The sequence below is a fragment of the Nocardia miyunensis NBRC 108239 genome (genome assembly GCF_001613065.1).
Taxonomy (GTDB): Bacteria; Actinomycetota; Actinomycetes; order Mycobacteriales; family Mycobacteriaceae; genus Nocardia; species Nocardia miyunensis.
On record NZ_BDBQ01000102.1, the window covers coordinates 13,482 to 30,825 of the forward strand.

Consider the following 17,344-nt stretch of genomic DNA (forward strand, 5'->3'; position numbering starts at 1 on the left):
GTCGTGCGCCGTACCCTCTACACCGCCGATCACGAGGCATTCCGGGAGCTGGCAAGGAATTTCATCGATAAGGAGGTCGTCCCGCACTACCCGGACTGGGAGCGCGCGGGACGCATGCCGCGCGAAATCTTCGAGCGGATGGGCGAACTCGGGCTGCTGGGCACCGCGATTCCGGAGGAGTACGGGGGCGGAGGCGTGCGGGACTACCGGTTCAACGCGGTCCTACAGGAGGAGGCGTATCGGGCGCTGGTCACCCTCAGCACCGTGCGCACCCAGATCGATGTGATCCTGCCGTACTTCCTGGAATACGCGAACGAGGAGCAACGCCGCCGGTGGTTCCCGGGACTGGCGAACGGCACGTTGCTGACGGCGGTCGCCATGACCGAACCCGGTACCGGTTCGGATCTGGCCGGCATCCGCACCACCGCGGTGCGCGACGGTGAGGACTACATCCTCAACGGCGCGAAGACTTTCATCACCGGTGGCCTGCTGGCCGATCTGGTGATCGTCGTGGCCCGCACCGACACCGATCCGGAGAACCGCCGCGCGGGACTGAGCCTGATCGTGGTGGAGAGCGGTCGCCCCGGCTTCACCAAAGGCCGCATCCTGGACAAGCTCGGTTGCAAGGTGCAGGACACCGTGGAGCTCTCGTTCGAGAATGTCCGTGTGCCGCAGTCGAATCGGCTCGGCGAGGAGGGCAAGGCATTCGGCTACCTAGGCCACAACCTGGCCCAGGAGCGCATCACGGTCGCCGTAGGCTCGGTCGCCCAGGCGCGTTCGGCGATCGTCGCGACGAGCGAATACGTCAAGGAGCGCAAGGCATTCGGCCAGCCGGTCGCCTCGTACCAGAACACCAAGTTCGAACTCGCCGCCATGTCCGCGGAGGTCGAAGCGGCACAGACGATGATCGATCGAGCCGTGCTGGATCTGGTCGAGGGCGAGTTGTCCGGCGCCGACGCCGCCCGGACCAAACTGTTCTGCACCGAGGTCCAGGCCCGCGTGGTCGACCGCTGCCTGCAACTGTTCGGCGGCTACGGCTACATGCTGGAATACCCCATCGCCCGGCTGTACGCCGATGCCCGGGTGGCGCGGATCTACGCGGGGACCAGCGAGGTCATGAAGACCATCGTCGCGAAAGACCTCGGCCTGCGCTGAGATCGGGGCCGATCATTTTCGCGGTGCTGCGAAAGGTGCTATCCGGGTTGGGTTTCGGCGCTACCGTGACGGGCATGACGATCGTCTTCGTACACGGCAATCCTGAGAGTGATGCCATCTGGGGGCCGCTGCGGGCGGAGCTGGGTCGTGACGACACGGTCTGCCTGTCGCCGCCCGGATTCGGTGCGCCGCTGCCGGACGGGTTCGGCGCCACGGTGCTCGAATACCGCGATTGGCTGGTGGGTGAGTTGGAGGCGATCGGCGAGCCGGTCGACCTGGTCGGTCACGATTGGGGTGGCGGGCATGTGGTCAATGTCGCGATGTATCGGCCGGATCTGTTGCGCAGCTGGGTCAGCGATGTCGTCGGGCTGTTCGACCCGGACTACGTGTGGCACGACGCCGCTCGGATCTGGCAGACGCCGGCCGAGGGCGAGAAACTCGTCGACCTGATGATGCAGGCCCCGCGAGAGGCGAGAGTGGAGCGCAACACCCAGCTCGGGATGCCCGCCGATGTGGCCGAGGCGGTTGCCGACGCGCAAGGCGACGAGATGGGCCGCGCGATCCTGTCGGTGTATCGCTCGGCCGCCCAGCCGGTCATGGCTGAACTGGGCAAGAACCTCGAAAATGCCGCCGCCCGCCCCGGCCTGCACATCGTCGCCACCGAGGACGGCTTCGTCGGCGCCGGCGATCGGCGGATTCGGCCCGGGGAACGCGCAGGCGCCCGGACCGTGCGCCTGGAAGGTCTGGGGCACTGGTGGATGCTTCAGGATCCGGCCCGTGGCGCTGCCGTGCTTGCCGACTTCCTCGGGTAGTCGAGCGGCAGGTCAACGTGTGAGGCCATCGCGGAGGATGGTCAGCAACCGCTCGATTTGCGGAGCGTCGGCCGCGGCGTGTCCGATTCCGTTGGCCGCGGCCAGCAGGTCGGCCACGTCGAGGTCGTTCTTGATCGCGCCCGCGTGCTGGGCTCGGTGCAGCAGGTCGGCCGCGGCGGTGTGCATCGTCTCGTGCCATTCGTGGTACAGCGCTGATCGCTGTCCCGCCTCGTCGTCCGGAATGGACAGGGGGAGTTGGCCTTTCGTGGATACGTGCGTGATGAACGCGCGTAGCCAGGTGAACAGCGCGTCGGCGGGGGAGGGGGCGTCGAGGAGGGTGCGGCCCAGCTCGCCCAGTGCGGTGACCTCCTCGGCGTAGACGGCGATGACCATCTCTCGGCGAGTGGGGAAGTGGCGGTACATCGTCGCATTGCCGACTCCGGCGCGGCGGGCGATCTCGTCCAGTGGGGCGGTGACGCCGAGTTCGTCGAATACCTCCCGCGCGGCCGCCAGCACCAGTTCGTAGTTTCGGCGCGCGTCGGCGCGGCGTGGTCGGGCCACATTTCTCCTTGCTAAATGGGGAACTCCCCGGTTATTCTAGCGGCGGCTAAACGGGGAGGTCCCCATTTATGTGAGAGGCGTTCGAATGCTGGACATCACTGCGTCGGATCGGATCGCGATTCACGAGACGATCGCGTTGCACGGACATGTGGCCGACGACCGCGACTGGGATCGGTGGGGCGAGCTGTACACCGATGATCTGGTGCTGGACCTGGAGGACTTCGGGCTCGGCACGACCCACGGACTCGCGGCGCTACGGAAATTGGCCCGCGACAACCAGGATGACGCGGCCCAGCCGCTGGGGCATCACGTCACCAATATCGTTGTGGTCGAACAGGATGGCGACCGGGCGCGGGCGCGATCCAAAGGATTGTCGGTCAATGCGGACGGGACGAGCGGGACCGTCGTCTACGAGGACACGCTCCGCCGAGAACCGCAGGGCTGGCGCATCTGTCACCGCAAGGTCCTCGCGCGCCGGGCACCCGTACAGGCGTGATCCGGTCACGGCACCGCGCGGACAGGTCTCGCGGGGGTGCGGCCGAACGACTCGGCGCGATCGGCAAGGCCGTAGGATCCCCCCGAGGCGCATTTCCGTGCCTTTGCCCGTGAGTCCGATGCAGCACCTTGTCAGAGAGGTTCGGAACCATGCGCTTTTCCCGCTTCGTCCTGGCCACGGTGATCTCCGTGCTTTCGCTCGCCGTTCCGGCCGTTCCGATGGCCGCCGCCGCGCCCGGCGGTGTCGTCGACCGGGCGATCACGTTCTCGGTCCGCAACGTGAACACCTCCGGGGTGCCGTGCGGAACCGACGGCCGAACCTACACGGTGCACGGGCACCTCACCGGTCCGGCGAACGCGCTGGCAGGGCGCACCGCAACGAGTGCGGCGCTGTATCTGCACGGTCTCGAGGTGGGTGAGTGGTTCTGGCGATTCGGCGCCGTGCCCGGCTACGACCACGTGCGGGAGATGGCCGAGCGCGGGCACGTGTCGGTCACGATCGAGCGGCTCGGTTACGGCGCCAGCGGTCAGCCGCCGGGAACGCTCAGCTGTGTGGGCGGTCAGGCAACCGTCGCGCATCAGATCGTCCAGGATCTGCGATCGGGCAACTATTCGGCGGAGGGCGGGGCTGTGGCCTTCGGACATGTTGCGCTGCTGGGACATTCGCTCGGCGGAGCAATCACGCAGATCGAGGCGTATTCGTTCGGCGATGTGGACGCCATCGGCGTGCTGTCCTACTCCGATCTGGCCCTGACTCCCGAGCAGTTGGTAGGCACTCTGTCCTGGGGATCCACCTGTGTGACCGGTAGCCAGAAGTCCCCCGCCGGAGCCCCCGGATACAGCTACCTGACCCCGAATACCAAAGCGTACCAACAAGATTTCCTGGCCCAGTCGCCACCGAAGGTGTTCGCCGCGGCAACTCCGCTACGTCAGCTGAACCCCTGCGGCGACATGATCTCCCTGACCGAGGCGACCCTGATCGACCCCGTCCGCCTCGGCGCGATCCACATCCCGGTTCTGACCCTGACCGGCACCGAAGACCGGGTGTTCGACGTGAATCGCGCCCGCTACCAGGGCAAGCTGTTCACCGGCAGCCCGGACGTCACCAGCGACATCGTGAACGGCGCAACCCACGGCCTGACCATGGAACCCACCGCCACCCAGTTCCGCAACGCCCTCGACCCCTGGCTGCGCACCCACGGATTCTGAGTTGTTCGGCTAGACGCGGGCGCGGGCGGGCACTTCTCGGGCGAGCAGAACGGCCACCGTGCCGAGCAGCGTGCCGGTCACCCGGCGCTGCCACACCACCCAGCGCGGCCTCGCCGCGAGGAACCCGGCGATCGCGCCCGCCGCGAGCACGATCAGCGCGTTGACGGTCGTGCTGACCGCAATGTGCAAGCCGCCCAACACGAATCCCTGCTCGACGATGTGCCCGCGCCGCGGATCGATGAACTGCGGAATCAGCGCCAGATACATCACCACGGCCTTAGGATTCAGCAGGTTCGTCAGCAGTCCCATTCGGAACAGCTTGGCGGCCGAATCGCGCGGTATCTCGCGCGTTTCGAACAATCCGCGGCCGCCCGGTCGCAACGCCTGCCACGCGAGATACGCCAGATACGCCGCGCCCGCGGCCTTGAAGCCGATATACAGCCACGGCACCGCGACGAACACGATCGCCAACCCCAGATTGGCCATCATCACGTAGACCACGAACCCGACCTCGGTGCCCACCAGTGAGATCCACCCGGCGACGCGCCCCTGGCCGATACTGCGCGACACCAGGTACATCATGTTCGGCCCCGGAGTCAGCACCATTCCCAGGGCCGTCACTGTCACACCGATCGCCGCAGCACCCGAGATCACCATGGCTGCATATTTGCCGACGCCTGCGTTCCGGGGCAAGGGAATTAGTCCGTGCGGGGCTGTCGCCACCGGCACCTCGAGCAGTTCCGCGAACACGGACCGCCGCATCGAGCGTTCGATCAGCTTCGGGCAGCGTCGAAACGCTGACGCAGCCCTGCTCGAGCCGCGCAGGCCGCGTCACCTCGATCGGCAACGGACAGCAGCGGGGCCGCCTCCGCCCTCACCACGCGGGCCATCGCGCTGCGCCGGTCGGCGGGAGTCGGCCCCGAGCAGGGCAGGGCTCGAGCAGTTGATCGGCAATGCCGCGTGCCTGGCACTGGCCTTCGTCATCGCGCTCGCCGTGCCCGGCGCGGGCTATCGGCCGCTGCTGCTGCTCCTGGTCGACGGCCCGTGCTGGCTCTCGTTCGCCGTCGCATCCGAACGAAAGTGAGCTGATCATCAAGCGCCGCAACGACATCGGGCAGCGCCCCCCCCGCACCGCGGCAGGGTGATCCGTGGTGTCAGTTCGCCGGTTCGGAGAGGCGGTCGGAGCCGATGAAGGTGAATATCGTTGCGCCCGGTTGCAGGGGCGAGGGTGTTCCGGTGAACCGGTGCGCACCGACTCCGAACGATACCTCCGGGTCGGAGACCCACACCTGCTCGAAACCACGCTCTGTGAACCAGTCGCAGAGCTGTGGCACGAGGTCGGGCTCGCGACGCGCGCGCGTCCACACGACGGTGCCGCCCTCGGCACAGAGTTGAGTGGTGAACTCGATGGTGCGCTCGACGTCGGTGTCGGAGATGTTGCCGAAGATCCCGCAGGCGATCACCAAATCCGCTGGGGCCAGCGGTGCGTAGTGGTCGGTGAGGGCGGCGTCGCCCACGACGACCTCGACCCGATCCAGCGCGTGCTGTGCCGCCAGTTCCCTTGCCACACCCGCATTTCGCGGATCGAGTTCGACCAAGCGCGCGGTGACGTCACGGCGGCGAGGGTGTGTGGCGAGCACGCCGATCACATCGCGTCCCTGGCCCGCGCACAGGCTGATCACTCGCAGCGGACCCGGCGCCGCGGCGTCGAGAGCGACCCGGATCTGCTCCTGCACAGCGTCGAGTCGCCGGGCCAACCGGCTGCCGGGCTGATCGTATTCGGTGTGCCAGGCATACCAGTCGCGTTCGCTCACCAGCACAACGTATTGGCGCGAACGGTTATACGGGACAGTTGATTTCAGCGTGATTCGGACTATCGGTAACGATGTGCCCAGCCCATGACCTGGGTGACGTAGGCCATCGAGTGGTTGTAGCGCAGGATCGCGGCCGTTCGCTGTGCCGGGTTCTGCATATTCAACCCGCCCGAGCAGAGGTAATTTCCGGCGGTGTAACTCGCGTCGAACAGATTTTGCGGGTTGCCGCCCGGCCGTGAGTACCGTGCCCACGTTGCGGGCATGAACTGCATCGGCCCCTCGGCGCGAAGGAATTTGCCGGCATGGTTGCGGATCACCTCGTTGCCGGGCAGCGTGCCGTCGAGGGACGGGCCGTAGATCGCGCGCCGGGTCGTGCCGAACATGTCGACGTTTCCGTTGTTCGCGTGATGCGACTCGACCCGGCCGATACCGGCGAGCAACTGCCACGGCATGTGGCACTGGGGTTGCTCCACGGCGAGTTCGGCCGCGGCGACCTTGTACGCGGTTTCCGCGACCGAGGGAATTTGCGCGGCGCTCGAGCTGGTGGCCGACCCGGAGCCCGCGGATCCCGTGCCCGCCGATCCGGAGTCCGCCGACCCCGTGCCTGCCGATCCGGTGGGCAGCGCGACCATGCGAACCTCGGGCACGGTCTGGGCGGCCGAGGCCTGGGTGGCCAGGGCGGTCAGGGAGACCACTCCGGGAACCAATCCGGACAACGCGATCACTGACTTGCGCCGGACCGTTGATTCCGGCTTCATCCGGTGACGTCCCACCTCGGCACTACCTCCATCGAATATACGCGAGCGGGCGTTACTGTATCGTGATTTGCCGCCGAGCGCGCGGTAATGCCCAATGAACTCGAAATGCCGCTTCCGACAACATGATCAGTGGCTGTGCACACGGCACGAGTGCGCCTGACGCTGGTGCCGTGGAGGGCACTCCGACCGCCCATCGTTTGTCAGCGTGGCGGATCCCATGTGCCGATGGCGTTTTCGAGCAGTCGCGCGGCGCGATGCACGTCTGCGGCGGCTGCGTTGTAACACCTTCGGGCGCAACGTCTTCGGTGATTGGCGATTTCTATTGGCGGCGGGCGTCATTGGTGAGCGGGCGGCCGGTGGGTGGTGGCGATGTCGAGTAGGTGGCGCGCCGGTGCGCTGAAGCGGTGGTGGCGTCGCCAGCAGGCGTGCAGATTGCGTTCCAGGGTGAGGCTGGGGATGGGGACTTCGACGAGTGTGTGGTCGGCGAGTTCGTCGCGGACCGTCAACTCGCTCAGCACCGCGGGACCCAGGCCGCTGGCGGCGGCATTCTTGATGGCGGTGGCCGAAGTCAGTTCCATTGCGGGAACTGCGGTCAACGGGTCGGGCAGTGTCGCGAGCCGGTCGTGGAGTACGGATCGGGTGGCTGAGCCCGGTTCGCGCAGGATCAGGGCGGCGGTGGCCAGATCGGTGGCGGTGATGGCTCGGTGCGCGGCCCAAGGGTGATCCGGGGCGACCACGACCACCAGCCGATCACGCACTACGGGGCAATGTTCGAGCTCGGCGGGAATGTGGCCGGCTTCCGCGAATCCTAGCTCCGCGCCGCCGCGACGGATCAGGGCGACGGTGTCGGCGCTGTTGTGGCACAACAGGCTGATGTTGGTCCCCGGCAACCGTTTTCGCAAGGCGGCGAACCACGTCGGCAGAAAGAATTCGGCGATGGTGGTGCTGGCCGCCAGCATCAGATGTGCCGACGATGCTCCGGTCAACGCGTTCAGCGCTTGGTCGAGATCGGCGGTGGCGTCCAGTGCGGGGCGCGCCCACCGCAACACCATCTGCCCGGTCTCGGTCACGGTGGTCCCGCGCGGGTGACGGTCCAGCAGTCGCAGACCCAGGCGCTGCTCGAGGTTCCGGATGCGGGCACTGACCGCGGGCTGGGACAGCCCATGGTGCCGGGCACAGGCGCCGATGCTGCCCGTGGCGGCGATCGTCGCGAGTAGCTCGAACGGCCCCAGATCGGAAACTCTCGACGACAAGCCCATAGGGCAACCTTATGGGCACCCGATGGAACATGCTCTACCGCAGGTACGGTCGCCCCCGAGACACTGATCACGCCACCCGGGCACACACAGTTCAGGACAGGACGGGACGTTCAGTGACACGAATTCGAGCGGTGGTCGGATACGAGATCCTCGACAGTCGAGGCAATCCGACCGTGGAAGTCACCGTGGAACTCGAGGACGGTTCGATCGGGCGAGCGAGCGTGCCCTCGGGCGCTTCGACGGGCACTCGGGAGGCGGTCGAGTTGCGCGACGGGGATCGGTCCCGCTTCCACGGCCGAGGTGTTCTCACCGCGGTGTCGCATATCAACGCCGACATCGGGCCGATCGTGATCGGAAGGGACGCCGAGGACCAGGCTGCGATCGATCACGCGATGATCAGCCTGGACGGCACCGCGAACAAGTCGAGGTTGGGCGCCAACGCCACTCTGGGGGTTTCGCTCGCCGTCGCCAAGGCCGCGGCGGCGGCCCACCGCATTCCGCTGTACCGCTACCTCGGTGGAGCCTCGGCTCGGCTGCTGCCGATGCCGATGTTCAACATCATCAACGGCGGAGCCCACGCGGACAACCTGCTCGACTTCCAAGAATTCATGATCGCCCCCGTCGGGGCCGAAACCTTCAGGGACGCGGTACGGATCGGCTCGGAGGTGTTCCACACCTTGAAAGCCGACCTCGCCGCTGCTGGTGAAAACACCAACGTCGGAGACGAGGGCGGTTTCGCTCCCGACCTGCGCTCGGCGGAGCAGGCCCTGGATCACATCGTGGCGGCTGTCGAGACATCCGGCTACCGGCCCGGTGCGGACATCGTCATTCTGCTGGACCCCGCGGCCTCGGAGTTCTACACCGACGGCGCCTATCACTATCGCGCTGACGGAACCGTCAGGACGGTCGACGAACACATCGACCATCTATTGGGGCTGCTCGACGCGTATCCCATCGTGTCCATGGAAGACCCTCTCGCCCAAGATGATTACCAAGGCTGGAGACAGCTGACCACCGCGGTCGGCGAACGCTGTCAACTCGTCGGCGACGACGTGTTCTGCACAAACCCCGCGCTGCTGAGCGAAGGCATCCGGTCCGGGATAGGGAATTCGATCCTGATGAAGATCAATCAGATCGGGACGCTCACCGAAACCTTCGACACCGCGAATATCGCCCGGCGAGCCGGATATACGTCGATCATCTCGCACCGTTCCGGGGAAACCGAGGACACCAGCATCGCCGACCTCGCCGTCGCCCTCGGGTGCGGGCAGATCAAAACCGGCTCGCTCTCGCGATCGGACCGCACCGCCAAGTACAACCAACTCCTGCGCATCGAAGCCGAACTCGGCACCCGGGCTCGATATGCGGGCGCCTCAACCCTCGCCGGACATCCGCACGAATCGTAACCCTCAGTTCCGTTGGGGCAGAACAGGAACCCTCGGGCAGGACGTGTCCGGCCTCGTCCAGCACTCGTTCGTCGGCGTGGACGGTCAGGCGGTGAGGTCGAGCAGGATTTTGCCGATTGCCTTTCCGTCGGCGACCTTGCGCAGGGCGGCGGTCGCGCGGGTAAGTGGGTAGACGGCGCTGATGTGTGGGTTCACCTGTCCGGTGGTGAGTAGCTTGCGTAATTCGTCCTCGTTGCGGTGGAATTCGTCGGGGGGCAGGTCCTGGAACTGGAAGCCGAGTAGGTGAATTCCCTTGACCAGCACCAGGTTAAGTGGGATCTGGGGGATTACGCCCGAGGCGAAGCCGACCGTGACGAATCGGCCTCCGCGACGTAGGGAGCGTAGGGCGGGTTCGGACAGGCGTCCGCCTACCGGGTCGACGACCGCGTGCGCACCTTCCGGCAATGCCTCGCGCAACGTTCCGCGCAGGTCTCCGGTGGTGTGGTCGATGAGGTGGGATGCGCCGTATGCGGCTGCCGCGCTGAGCTTTTCGGCTGAGGAAGCGACGGCGGTCACCTCCGCGCCGAGTTGTACGCCGAGTTGGACCGCGGCCAGGCCGACGCCGCCGCCCGCGCCGAGCACCACCAGCTGGTCTCCGGCACGGATTCGCGCCACGGACCGAAGGCAGTGGTACGCGGTGCGATACGCGACGCCGAACGCCGCGGCGCGGTGGTCGTCCACGCCGTCGGGGATGCGCGCGAGCCCGGCGGCGGGCACCGCGACCTCCTCGGCGAACGCCCCGACGATGCCGGTGCCGGTCACCCGGTCGCCGACCGCCACCGAGTCGACGTCATCGGCGATTTCGACCACGGTTCCGGCGAATTCGCTGCCCGGCACGAACGGCGGCGGCACCTTGATCTGATATTCGCCCGCGATCACCAGCACATCGGGGAAGTTGACCGCGGCCGCGCCCACCCGCACCCGGACCTGTCCCGGTCCGGGTGCGGGGGACCGCCGTTCCTCGATGCGGATGATCTCCGGCGGCCCGTAGGCAGGGCAGACCACCGCTCGCATCTCAGTTACCCTGCCACTGCGGGGTGCGCTTCTCGGCGAAGGCGCGAGCGCCCTCCTTGGCGTCGGCGCTGGTAAAAACCTTTGTCTGCCAAGTCTTCAGGCGCGCATCGGCCTCGGCGGCATCGGTCACCGCGAGACGGGCCAGGTCCTTGGAGGCGGCGAGGCCCAGCGGAGCGTTGGCGGCGATCCGCTCGGCAAGGGCCAAGGCGGTGGGCAACACCTCGTCGGGTTCGGCGACGGCGTTGATCAGGCCGACCTCGTAAGCCCTTGCGGCACTGACGTAATCACCCGTCAGCAGCAGTTCCAGCGCGATGGCGAGCGGAATCCTGGTCCCGACCGTCGTGCCGCCACCGGCCGCGAACAGGCCGCGCTTCACCTCGGGGAAACCGAATTTCGCGGCCGAGGAGGCGACGATGAGATCACAGGCGAGCAGCAGTTCGAGTCCGCCGCCGACCGCCGTGGCATTGGCCGCGCCGATCACCGGCACGCTCACCTGCCCCTTGCTCAGCCGCCCGTACGCCTCGCTGGCCTCGTCCGCGCCGAAGGTTTCACCTTCGGCGAAGGCGCGCAGATCCATGCCCGCACAGAACGCGCGGTCACCGGTGCCGATGAGCACGATGGCGCGGATCCCGGGATCGGCCTCAGCGTCCAGCACGGCCTGGCCGATTCCGCGAATCACGTTGCCGTTCAACGCATTGCGGGCCTCGGGCCGGTTGAGGCGCGCGACCAGCACCGCCCCGGACCGGTCAATGACGATTTCGTTGCCGTCGGTCATCGCTTGTACCCCGTACTTTCTGCCAGTTCGGCGGCCGAACGCATCGTGTCGGCCACCACGGGGCCGAACGCTTCCAATTTCTCATCGCCCTTGGCGCGCTGATATCCGCGCTCGAGCACGATGGCCAGCTTCCATTTGGCCAGGATCAGGTAGTAGTCGATATCGTCGACCTGTCGTCCCGAGACCTCGGCGTAGTGCGCCAGAATCTGGTCGCGCGAGGGCATGTACTGCATATTCGCGTAGCCCTTGGTCGCCACCGCGGGATCGCTGGTGTCCTCGGGCCAGCCCTGGAGCATCCAGCCCAGATCGAGCTTGGGATCGCCGACGGTGCCCATCTCCCAGTCCACGAGGGCGGCCAGGCGGGCCGGGCCGCCGTGCTCGAACATCACGTTGGCGAACTGGTAGTCACCGTGCATGAGACCGGGGATGTAGTCGAGCGGGCGGTGCGTGCGCAGCCAGTCCGTGGCCACATCCATCCCCTCGAGGGTGCGCGCGCCGTCGATCCGGTCGTAGAAGCTCAGCCACCGCGCGACCTGCCGCTCGTGATAGCCGTCCGGGCGACCCAGATCGTGCAGCCCCTTGGCTTTCCAGTCCACCCGGGACAGCAGCGCGATCCCTTCTGCGAGTTGATATCCCAGCCCCGCGCGCAAGGTGTGATCGGAGCCGAACGGCTCGGGCCACACGCCGCGGTGGTCCATCGGCGACCAGCCGTCCACGAAACCCATCAGATAGAACGTGCGGCCGAGTACGGAGGCGTCGGTGCAGGCCGCGACCGCTGCGGTGTGCGGGACGTCGGTGCCTTCGAGCGCCTCGATGATCCGCCACTCGCGCAGGATGCCCGCGTCCCGCTCGGCGGGCGCCTCGGGCGGAGGCATCCGGATGGCGCACACATGCTCACCGCGGCTGATCTTGTAGATCTCGTTCTGCGTGCCGCCGGACAGGAACCGCGCCTCGAGGGGCTCGCCCTTGCCGGGCAGGCCCTGCGCGTCCATCCAGTCGGCGAGTCGGGAGGTGTCGATACTCATGGGTGCCTTACTTCCACTTGCGCGGGCTTCCTGACTCGGCGGATGCCCTGCCTGGCGGCACACGGATCAGTCCGGTGCGCTCGCCGCTGTTGATGATTGCTCTGTTTTCGTCTTGTGCCGGAGCCGGGCGCGCCGTGTTCGTCCGGCCGGCCCGCGCGCCGCGTAATGTCCGCGCTCAAAGGTTTCCGGCTTCGCGTTCCAGGTAATCGGCGAACTTCGCCCGTGCGGCTTGCTGTTTCGCCGGAATCCACTGGGTGGGCCACATGCCGTCGGTGGGTTGGTAATCGCGCAGCACCTGTTTGGCGACCGTGCCCTTGTGCACCTCGGTCGGGCCGTCGGCCAGGCCCATCACGCCGGCGCCGTGGATCATCCGGAAGAACGGCATCTCGTTGGTGGTGCCGAGTGCGCCGTGGACTTGCATTGCGCGCCAGGCGATGTCGTGCAGCACCGTCGGCATGACGATCTTCGCGGTGGCGATGTCCTTGCGGACCTTCTTGTAGTCGTTGTACTTGTCGATCTTCCAGGCGGTGTGCAGCACGAACAGCCGGAACTGGGCCAGCTGCGCGTAGGAGTCGGCGATGTAGCCCTGCACGAATTGCTTGTCCGCCAAACGACTTCCGGCGGTCTCGCGGCTCAGGGCACGCTCGCACATCATGTCCAGCGCCTGCTGCGCCAGGCCGATCGTGCGCATGGCGTGATGGATCCGGCCGCCGCCCAGGCGAGTCTGCGCGATGACGAATGCCTGTCCCTCGCCGCCGAGCAGCGATTCGGCGGGCACCCGGACGTTGTCGTAGTGGATGAGCGCGTGCGAGCCGCCGTCCAGCGGTTCGCCGTACAGGCCGACGTTGCGCACGATGTCGATGCCGGGGGTGTCGGTGGGCACCAGGAACATCGACATGCCCTGGTAGGGGCTGACTTCCGTATTCGTCACGGCCATGACGATCAGGAATGCGGCGGTTCTCGCGTTGGAGGAGAAGAACTTCCAGCCGTTGATGATCCAGTCGTCGCCGTCGCGTGTCGCGCGGGTCTCGAAGCGGGTCGGGTCCGCCCCGGCCTGCGGTTCGGTCATCGAATAGCTGGAGAACAGTTCGCCGTCCAGGAGCGGTTGCAGGTAGCGCTGCTTCTGCTCGGGGGTGCCGTAGTGGGCGATGATCTCGGCGTTGCCGGTGTCCGGGGCCTGACAGCCGAAGACGATCGGAGCCCAGGACGAACGCCCCAGAATCTCGTTGAGCAGCGCCAGTTTCAGCTGACCGTAACCCTGTCCGCCCAGGTCCGGGCCCAGATGTGTGGCCCACAGTCCCTGTTCGCGCACCTGCTTCTTGAGCGGCTCGATCGCCGCGCGCCGCGGCCCTTCCAGCGGTACGAACTGCTCGTGCTCCCAGACCAGGTCGAGCGGCTCGACCTCCTCGCGGACGAACTCATCGGCCCAGTCGAGCTTGCGCTGGTACTCGGGGTCCGTCTCGAAATCCCATGCCATTGCGCCTCCTCTCTCAAGGTGAGAATATCCTTCTCGTGATAAAGAACGCAATTCTTGATCCTGGTGATCAGTTCCACATCGGCATCGTGGCGCCGGATTTCGAGGCCACCGCGGCGCGGTTGACCGAGGTGCTCGGCTACGAGTGGGGGCCGGAGGTCGGTGATCTCGTGTCGGTGGACCTGCCCGACGGCAAGAGCGTCGAGTTGAATCTGCGGTGCATGTACTCGACGACGGTCCCGCGTCTGGAAGTGGTGCGCAGCGTGGCGGGCACCCTGTGGGAACCGGCGGGGGAGGCCGGTATGCACCACATCGGCTACTGGTCCGACGACGTCGCCGCCGACACCGAGGCTTTGATCCGGCACGGATACCTGACCGAGGCCACCCGCCGCGGTCCGCAGGGCGGGCTGTTCTTCGCATTCCTGCGCAGTGCCGAGGGGTTCCGGGTGGAGTTGGTCGATCGCGCGGCCGAATCGGGCATCTCGCGCTGCTGGGCCGCACCGGGCGGTGCGGTATGAGCTCCGTGGGAATCGTGACCGGAGCCGGTCGCGGGATGGGGTATGCCTGCGCGCAGCGGGTGGCGGGAATGGTCGACGCGCTGCTGCTGGTCGATCGTGACGCGGCCACGGCGAATGCCGCCCGGGACGTGCTGGCGGCCGAGAATCCCAGTGTGACAGTGCAATCGGTGGAACTCGACATCACCGATACCGAGGGCCTGGCACGACTGGCCGAGCGGGTCGGCGATCTCGGCGAGCTGCGTGCGGTCGCCCATGCCGCCGGAATCTCCCCGACCATGGCGGACTGGCGACGCATCTTCACCGTCGACCTGATCGGCACCGCCCTGCTCGCGCAGACCCTGCGTCCGCTGGCCGTATCCGGCACGGCCACAGTCTGTTTCGCCTCGATGGCCCCGCTGCTGGATCTCACGCCCCCGGACCCCGCCGCCCTCGCGATACTGGACGATCCGCTCGCCCCGCGGTTCCTGGACCGGTTGCACGAGGCGCTCGGCCCCGCCGTGGAGAATTCGGGCGTCGCGTACGGCTGGGCCAAACGCGGCGTGCACCGCTTCGTGGAACGGGAGGCGGTCCGCCTCGGTCCGTCCGGGGCGCGCATCTGCTCGGTCTCACCGGGCATGATCGATACCCCGCAGGGACGTCAGGAGGCCGCCGAACATGCCAGCATGGCAGCGTTGGTCGAGCGAACTCCGTTGGGCCGCACAGGCATTGCTGATGAGGTGGCCGATGTCGTCGCCTTCGCCCTGTCGGACAAGGCAAGCTTCTTGAACGGCATAGACCTGCTGGTCGACGGCGGAGTCGTGGCCGCAGTCCGGGTGGCGGGGCGAAACGCTGGTTGAACCCGGCTGGGCCGCATCGGCATTGCTGATGACATTGCCGGTGTGGTGCCTGAGCCCGGTCGGATCCGGCGAGCTTCTCGACCGCCGTAGACCTGCTGGTCGGCGGCGAAGCGGCGGTCGCAGGCGAGGCATCCGCTGAGTGAACTCTATTGCTGACGGATGTTCGGGGGATCGACATTCGCCCTGATAGGCGATGGGGCCGGCGCGGCGGCAGGAGAACTGGATCGCGCAGCGTGCAGCAGGCGAACGGAACCCGAATGCGTCTGGGAAGCAGTGGATTTGTCGATTCAGCGGCGAGGCGAGGGTGGTGAGACGGGCATGCGCCTTCGCCCCCGGCGAGATGCGCCGGGGGCGAGGGGCTGTCGTGATACCTCGCGCCGTGCTAGACGTTCAGCAGCCGGGCGAGGTTGCCGCCCATGATCTTCGACTGGTCCTCGAGCGACAGGTCCTTGATCTCGTCGACGTAGCGGGCGGGTTCGGCCAGGCCCTCGGGGTGCGGGTAGTCCGAGCCGAACAGCACGTGATCCGCGCCGATCAGGCCGGACAGCTCGACCAGGTCTTCCTCCCAGAACGGGCTGACGTAGATGTTCTTGATCATCTCGACCGGATCGCTGGGGAAGCCCTCGGGGGCCTTCTTGTAGATCGCCGCGAGGTCCTCGAGCAGGCCGGGCAGCCAGGCCGCGCCGTTCTCGATGACCGCGATCTTCAGTTCCGGGAAACGGTACAGCGCGCCGTGGCACACCCAGGAGGCCATCGCGTCGCGGATCGGCTGCCAGGCGTTGACCATCTTGAAGGTGTTGGTGACGAACGGCAGCATCTCGCGCTGCGTGCCGTCCCATTCCGAGGCGAAGCGGGCGTAACCGCTGTCGGAGGAGTGCATGGTGACCAGCACGTCGAGTTCGACCACGCGCTTCCAGAACGGATCGAACTCCGGCACCGCGAACGACCGCGGGCCACGGAAGCCGGGAACCGGCGCGGGCCGCACGAGAATCGCCTTCGCGCCGCGCTCGACCACCCACTCCAGCTCGGCGATGGCCTTTTCCACGATCGGCAGGCTGATCACCGGCACGGTGAAGATGCGGTCCTTGTGGTTGAACGACCAGGTCTCGTACAGCCACTGGTTGAGCGAGTGGATGACCGCGTGGATGAGCTCGGGGTCCGACTTCATGCGTTCCTCGACGAGGCTGGCCAGCGTCGGGAACATCAGCGCCCGATCGATCTGCAACTCGTCCATGACCTCGATGCGCGCGACCGGATCTCGGAAGGCGTCGGTGGAGCGGATCGGCTTGCCGAAGATCTCCCGCATGCTCTTGCCCTCGGGATTGCCGTTCTTGAAGTAGTCCTCCATGGCCCCGGGCGCGGCGACGACGTCGAAGGTCGGGTTGGGGATGTACTCGCTGATCTGGCCGAGGATCGCGATCTTGGTGCGGCCGTCCACCTCCACGTACTTGACCGCGTCCTGGTACTGCTTCGGGAGGAACTTGGTCAGCGCCTCCTTGGTCTCGTAGAGGTGGTTGTCGGCGTCGAACAGCCGATAGGGCAGGTCCCGCTTGGGCATGTAAGTCTCCTTCACGTTTTAGGAGAATTTTATTCTCACAAGCGGGAGGGTGCAATACATGCAAGGATTACAAGGAAAGCGTGGCCCGGTTCACAGCGAACCGCCAACCACTTCCCATGAATTTCGCGGAATCGGCTGATTTGCTCGGGGTTTCGGGCGGTCCGGGTAGAGTCCGTCCGTCATCGGAGGAGCTCGTCATGCAGACCGTCGTCACGCCCAGAGTTGGCCGTGTTCTCTTCGCCGCAGTCCTGATCGGTGGACTCTCGAGCGCAGCCGCGGCCTTCGCCTGGGCCGCACCGGCTACGAGCGCATCGAACACCAGCGACCCGGTCACGACGGAGCCGAGCCCACCGCCGGAGGTGAATCCCGGTGGTCCGAACCCTTCGTCTCCGCCTTCGGGGGTGAGTCCGGGTGGCCCGAACCACTCTGCCCCGCCGTCGGGTGGGAACCCGGGTGGCCCGAATCACTCGGCTCCGCCGTCGGGTGGGAATCCCGGTGGTCCGAACCACCCCGCCCCGCCGTCAGGTGTGAATCCGGGTGGCCCGAATCGCCCTGCCCCGCCCTCGGGGGTGAATCCCGGTGGTCCGAACCGCCCCGCCCCGCCCTCAGGAGTGAATCCGGGCGGGCCGAATCATC

The 17,344-nt window shown here is 66.9% G+C and carries 18 protein-coding genes; 8 read left to right on the forward strand and 10 right to left on the reverse strand.

Annotated elements, in window-relative coordinates:
• Positions 1 to 3: 3 nt before the first annotated feature.
• Entirely contained in the window at positions 4 to 1,155 is a 1,152-nt protein-coding gene (locus tag NM2_RS39010; protein ID WP_067680374.1) for an acyl-CoA dehydrogenase family protein, read from the forward strand.
• A gap of 74 nt (positions 1,156 to 1,229) precedes the next feature.
• Positions 1,230 to 1,967 (forward strand): alpha/beta fold hydrolase, encoded by a 738-nt coding sequence (locus NM2_RS39015; protein ID WP_067680377.1) that lies wholly within the window; start codon positions 1,230 to 1,232, stop codon positions 1,965 to 1,967.
• Positions 1,968 to 1,979: 12 nt separating this feature from the next.
• Here NM2_RS39015 and NM2_RS39020 read toward each other — a convergent pair whose 3' ends face one another.
• On the reverse strand, positions 1,980 to 2,528 hold the full coding sequence (locus NM2_RS39020) for a TetR/AcrR family transcriptional regulator (RefSeq protein WP_067680380.1): 549 nt from the start codon (positions 2,526 to 2,528) through the stop codon (positions 1,980 to 1,982).
• Between the two features lie 85 nt (positions 2,529 to 2,613).
• On the opposite strand from NM2_RS39020, the gene NM2_RS39025 reads away from it, so the two are divergent.
• Both NM2_RS39025 and NM2_RS39030 read left to right on the forward strand, forming a co-directional pair.
• Positions 2,614 to 3,024: a nuclear transport factor 2 family protein gene (locus tag NM2_RS39025; RefSeq protein WP_084532018.1), complete on the forward strand. Its 411-nt coding sequence runs from the start codon at positions 2,614 to 2,616 to the stop codon at positions 3,022 to 3,024.
• Between the two features lie 149 nt (positions 3,025 to 3,173).
• Positions 3,174 to 4,232 (forward strand): alpha/beta hydrolase, encoded by a 1,059-nt coding sequence (locus tag NM2_RS39030; protein WP_067680383.1) that lies wholly within the window; start codon positions 3,174 to 3,176, stop codon positions 4,230 to 4,232.
• 9 nt (positions 4,233 to 4,241) lie between these two features.
• On the opposite strand, the gene NM2_RS39035 is transcribed toward NM2_RS39030, so the two are convergent.
• Complete coding sequence (locus NM2_RS39035) at positions 4,242 to 4,886, reverse strand: LysE family translocator (protein ID WP_439956967.1); 645 nt, start codon at positions 4,884 to 4,886, stop codon at positions 4,242 to 4,244.
• Positions 4,887 to 5,175: 289 nt separating this feature from the next.
• On the opposite strand from NM2_RS39035, the gene NM2_RS49765 reads away from it, so the two are divergent.
• Positions 5,176 to 5,316 (forward strand): hypothetical protein, encoded by a 141-nt coding sequence (locus NM2_RS49765; RefSeq protein WP_157121670.1) that lies wholly within the window; start codon positions 5,176 to 5,178, stop codon positions 5,314 to 5,316.
• Positions 5,317 to 5,386: 70 nt separating this feature from the next.
• Here the strand turns inward: NM2_RS49765 and NM2_RS39040 are convergent, their stop codons facing one another.
• The 3 genes from NM2_RS39040 to NM2_RS39050 all read right to left on the reverse strand — a co-directional run bounded on the left by NM2_RS39040 (position 5,387) and on the right by NM2_RS39050 (position 8,063).
• Positions 5,387 to 6,046: a class I SAM-dependent methyltransferase family protein gene (locus NM2_RS39040; protein ID WP_067680485.1), complete on the reverse strand. Its 660-nt coding sequence runs from the start codon at positions 6,044 to 6,046 to the stop codon at positions 5,387 to 5,389.
• Positions 6,047 to 6,105: 59 nt separating this feature from the next.
• Positions 6,106 to 6,804 carry a lytic transglycosylase domain-containing protein gene (locus NM2_RS39045; RefSeq protein ID WP_067680386.1) on the reverse strand — a complete coding sequence of 233 codons (699 nt, stop codon included), beginning with the start codon at positions 6,802 to 6,804 and terminating at the stop codon, positions 6,106 to 6,108.
• Positions 6,805 to 7,139: 335 nt separating this feature from the next.
• Positions 7,140 to 8,063 carry a LysR family transcriptional regulator gene (locus tag NM2_RS39050; protein WP_067680388.1) on the reverse strand — a complete coding sequence of 308 codons (924 nt, stop codon included), beginning with the start codon at positions 8,061 to 8,063 and terminating at the stop codon, positions 7,140 to 7,142.
• 113 nt (positions 8,064 to 8,176) lie between these two features.
• Between NM2_RS39050 and eno the strand changes: the two genes are divergently transcribed.
• The gene (gene eno / locus NM2_RS39055; protein ID WP_067680391.1) at positions 8,177 to 9,469 is read left to right on the forward strand and encodes a phosphopyruvate hydratase; all 1,293 of its coding nucleotides are present in this window, start codon (positions 8,177 to 8,179) and stop codon (positions 9,467 to 9,469) included.
• A gap of 84 nt (positions 9,470 to 9,553) precedes the next feature.
• Here eno and NM2_RS39060 read toward each other — a convergent pair whose 3' ends face one another.
• From NM2_RS39060 to NM2_RS39075, 4 genes are all read right to left on the reverse strand, one after another.
• Positions 9,554 to 10,522 carry an NADPH:quinone oxidoreductase family protein gene (locus NM2_RS39060; protein ID WP_067680394.1) on the reverse strand — a complete coding sequence of 323 codons (969 nt, stop codon included), beginning with the start codon at positions 10,520 to 10,522 and terminating at the stop codon, positions 9,554 to 9,556.
• 1 nt (position 10,523) lies between these two features.
• Positions 10,524 to 11,297, reverse strand: coding sequence for an enoyl-CoA hydratase-related protein (locus tag NM2_RS39065; RefSeq protein ID WP_067680397.1), 774 nt, complete (start codon positions 11,295 to 11,297; stop codon positions 10,524 to 10,526).
• Positions 11,294 to 12,322, reverse strand: a complete 1,029-nt coding sequence (locus NM2_RS39070) for a phosphotransferase family protein (RefSeq protein WP_067680401.1) — start codon at positions 12,320 to 12,322, stop codon at positions 11,294 to 11,296. The genes NM2_RS39065 and NM2_RS39070 overlap by 4 nt, the downstream gene beginning before the upstream one ends.
• Before the next feature lie 175 nt (positions 12,323 to 12,497).
• A complete protein-coding gene (locus NM2_RS39075) occupies positions 12,498 to 13,799 on the reverse strand; it encodes an acyl-CoA dehydrogenase family protein (RefSeq protein WP_067680404.1) in 1,302 nt (433 codons plus the stop codon).
• Between the two features lie 35 nt (positions 13,800 to 13,834).
• On the opposite strand from NM2_RS39075, the gene NM2_RS39080 reads away from it, so the two are divergent.
• Complete coding sequence (locus tag NM2_RS39080; protein WP_245718434.1) at positions 13,835 to 14,314, forward strand: VOC family protein; 480 nt, start codon at positions 13,835 to 13,837, stop codon at positions 14,312 to 14,314.
• Positions 14,311 to 15,150 (forward strand): SDR family oxidoreductase, encoded by an 840-nt coding sequence (locus NM2_RS39085; RefSeq protein ID WP_067680408.1) that lies wholly within the window; start codon positions 14,311 to 14,313, stop codon positions 15,148 to 15,150. The genes NM2_RS39080 and NM2_RS39085 overlap by 4 nt, the downstream gene beginning before the upstream one ends.
• Positions 15,151 to 15,532: 382 nt before the next feature.
• On the opposite strand, the gene NM2_RS39090 is transcribed toward NM2_RS39085, so the two are convergent.
• Entirely contained in the window at positions 15,533 to 16,708 is a 1,176-nt protein-coding gene (locus NM2_RS39090) for an amidohydrolase family protein (protein WP_067680411.1), read from the reverse strand.
• Positions 16,709 to 17,344: the final 636 nt, after the last annotated feature.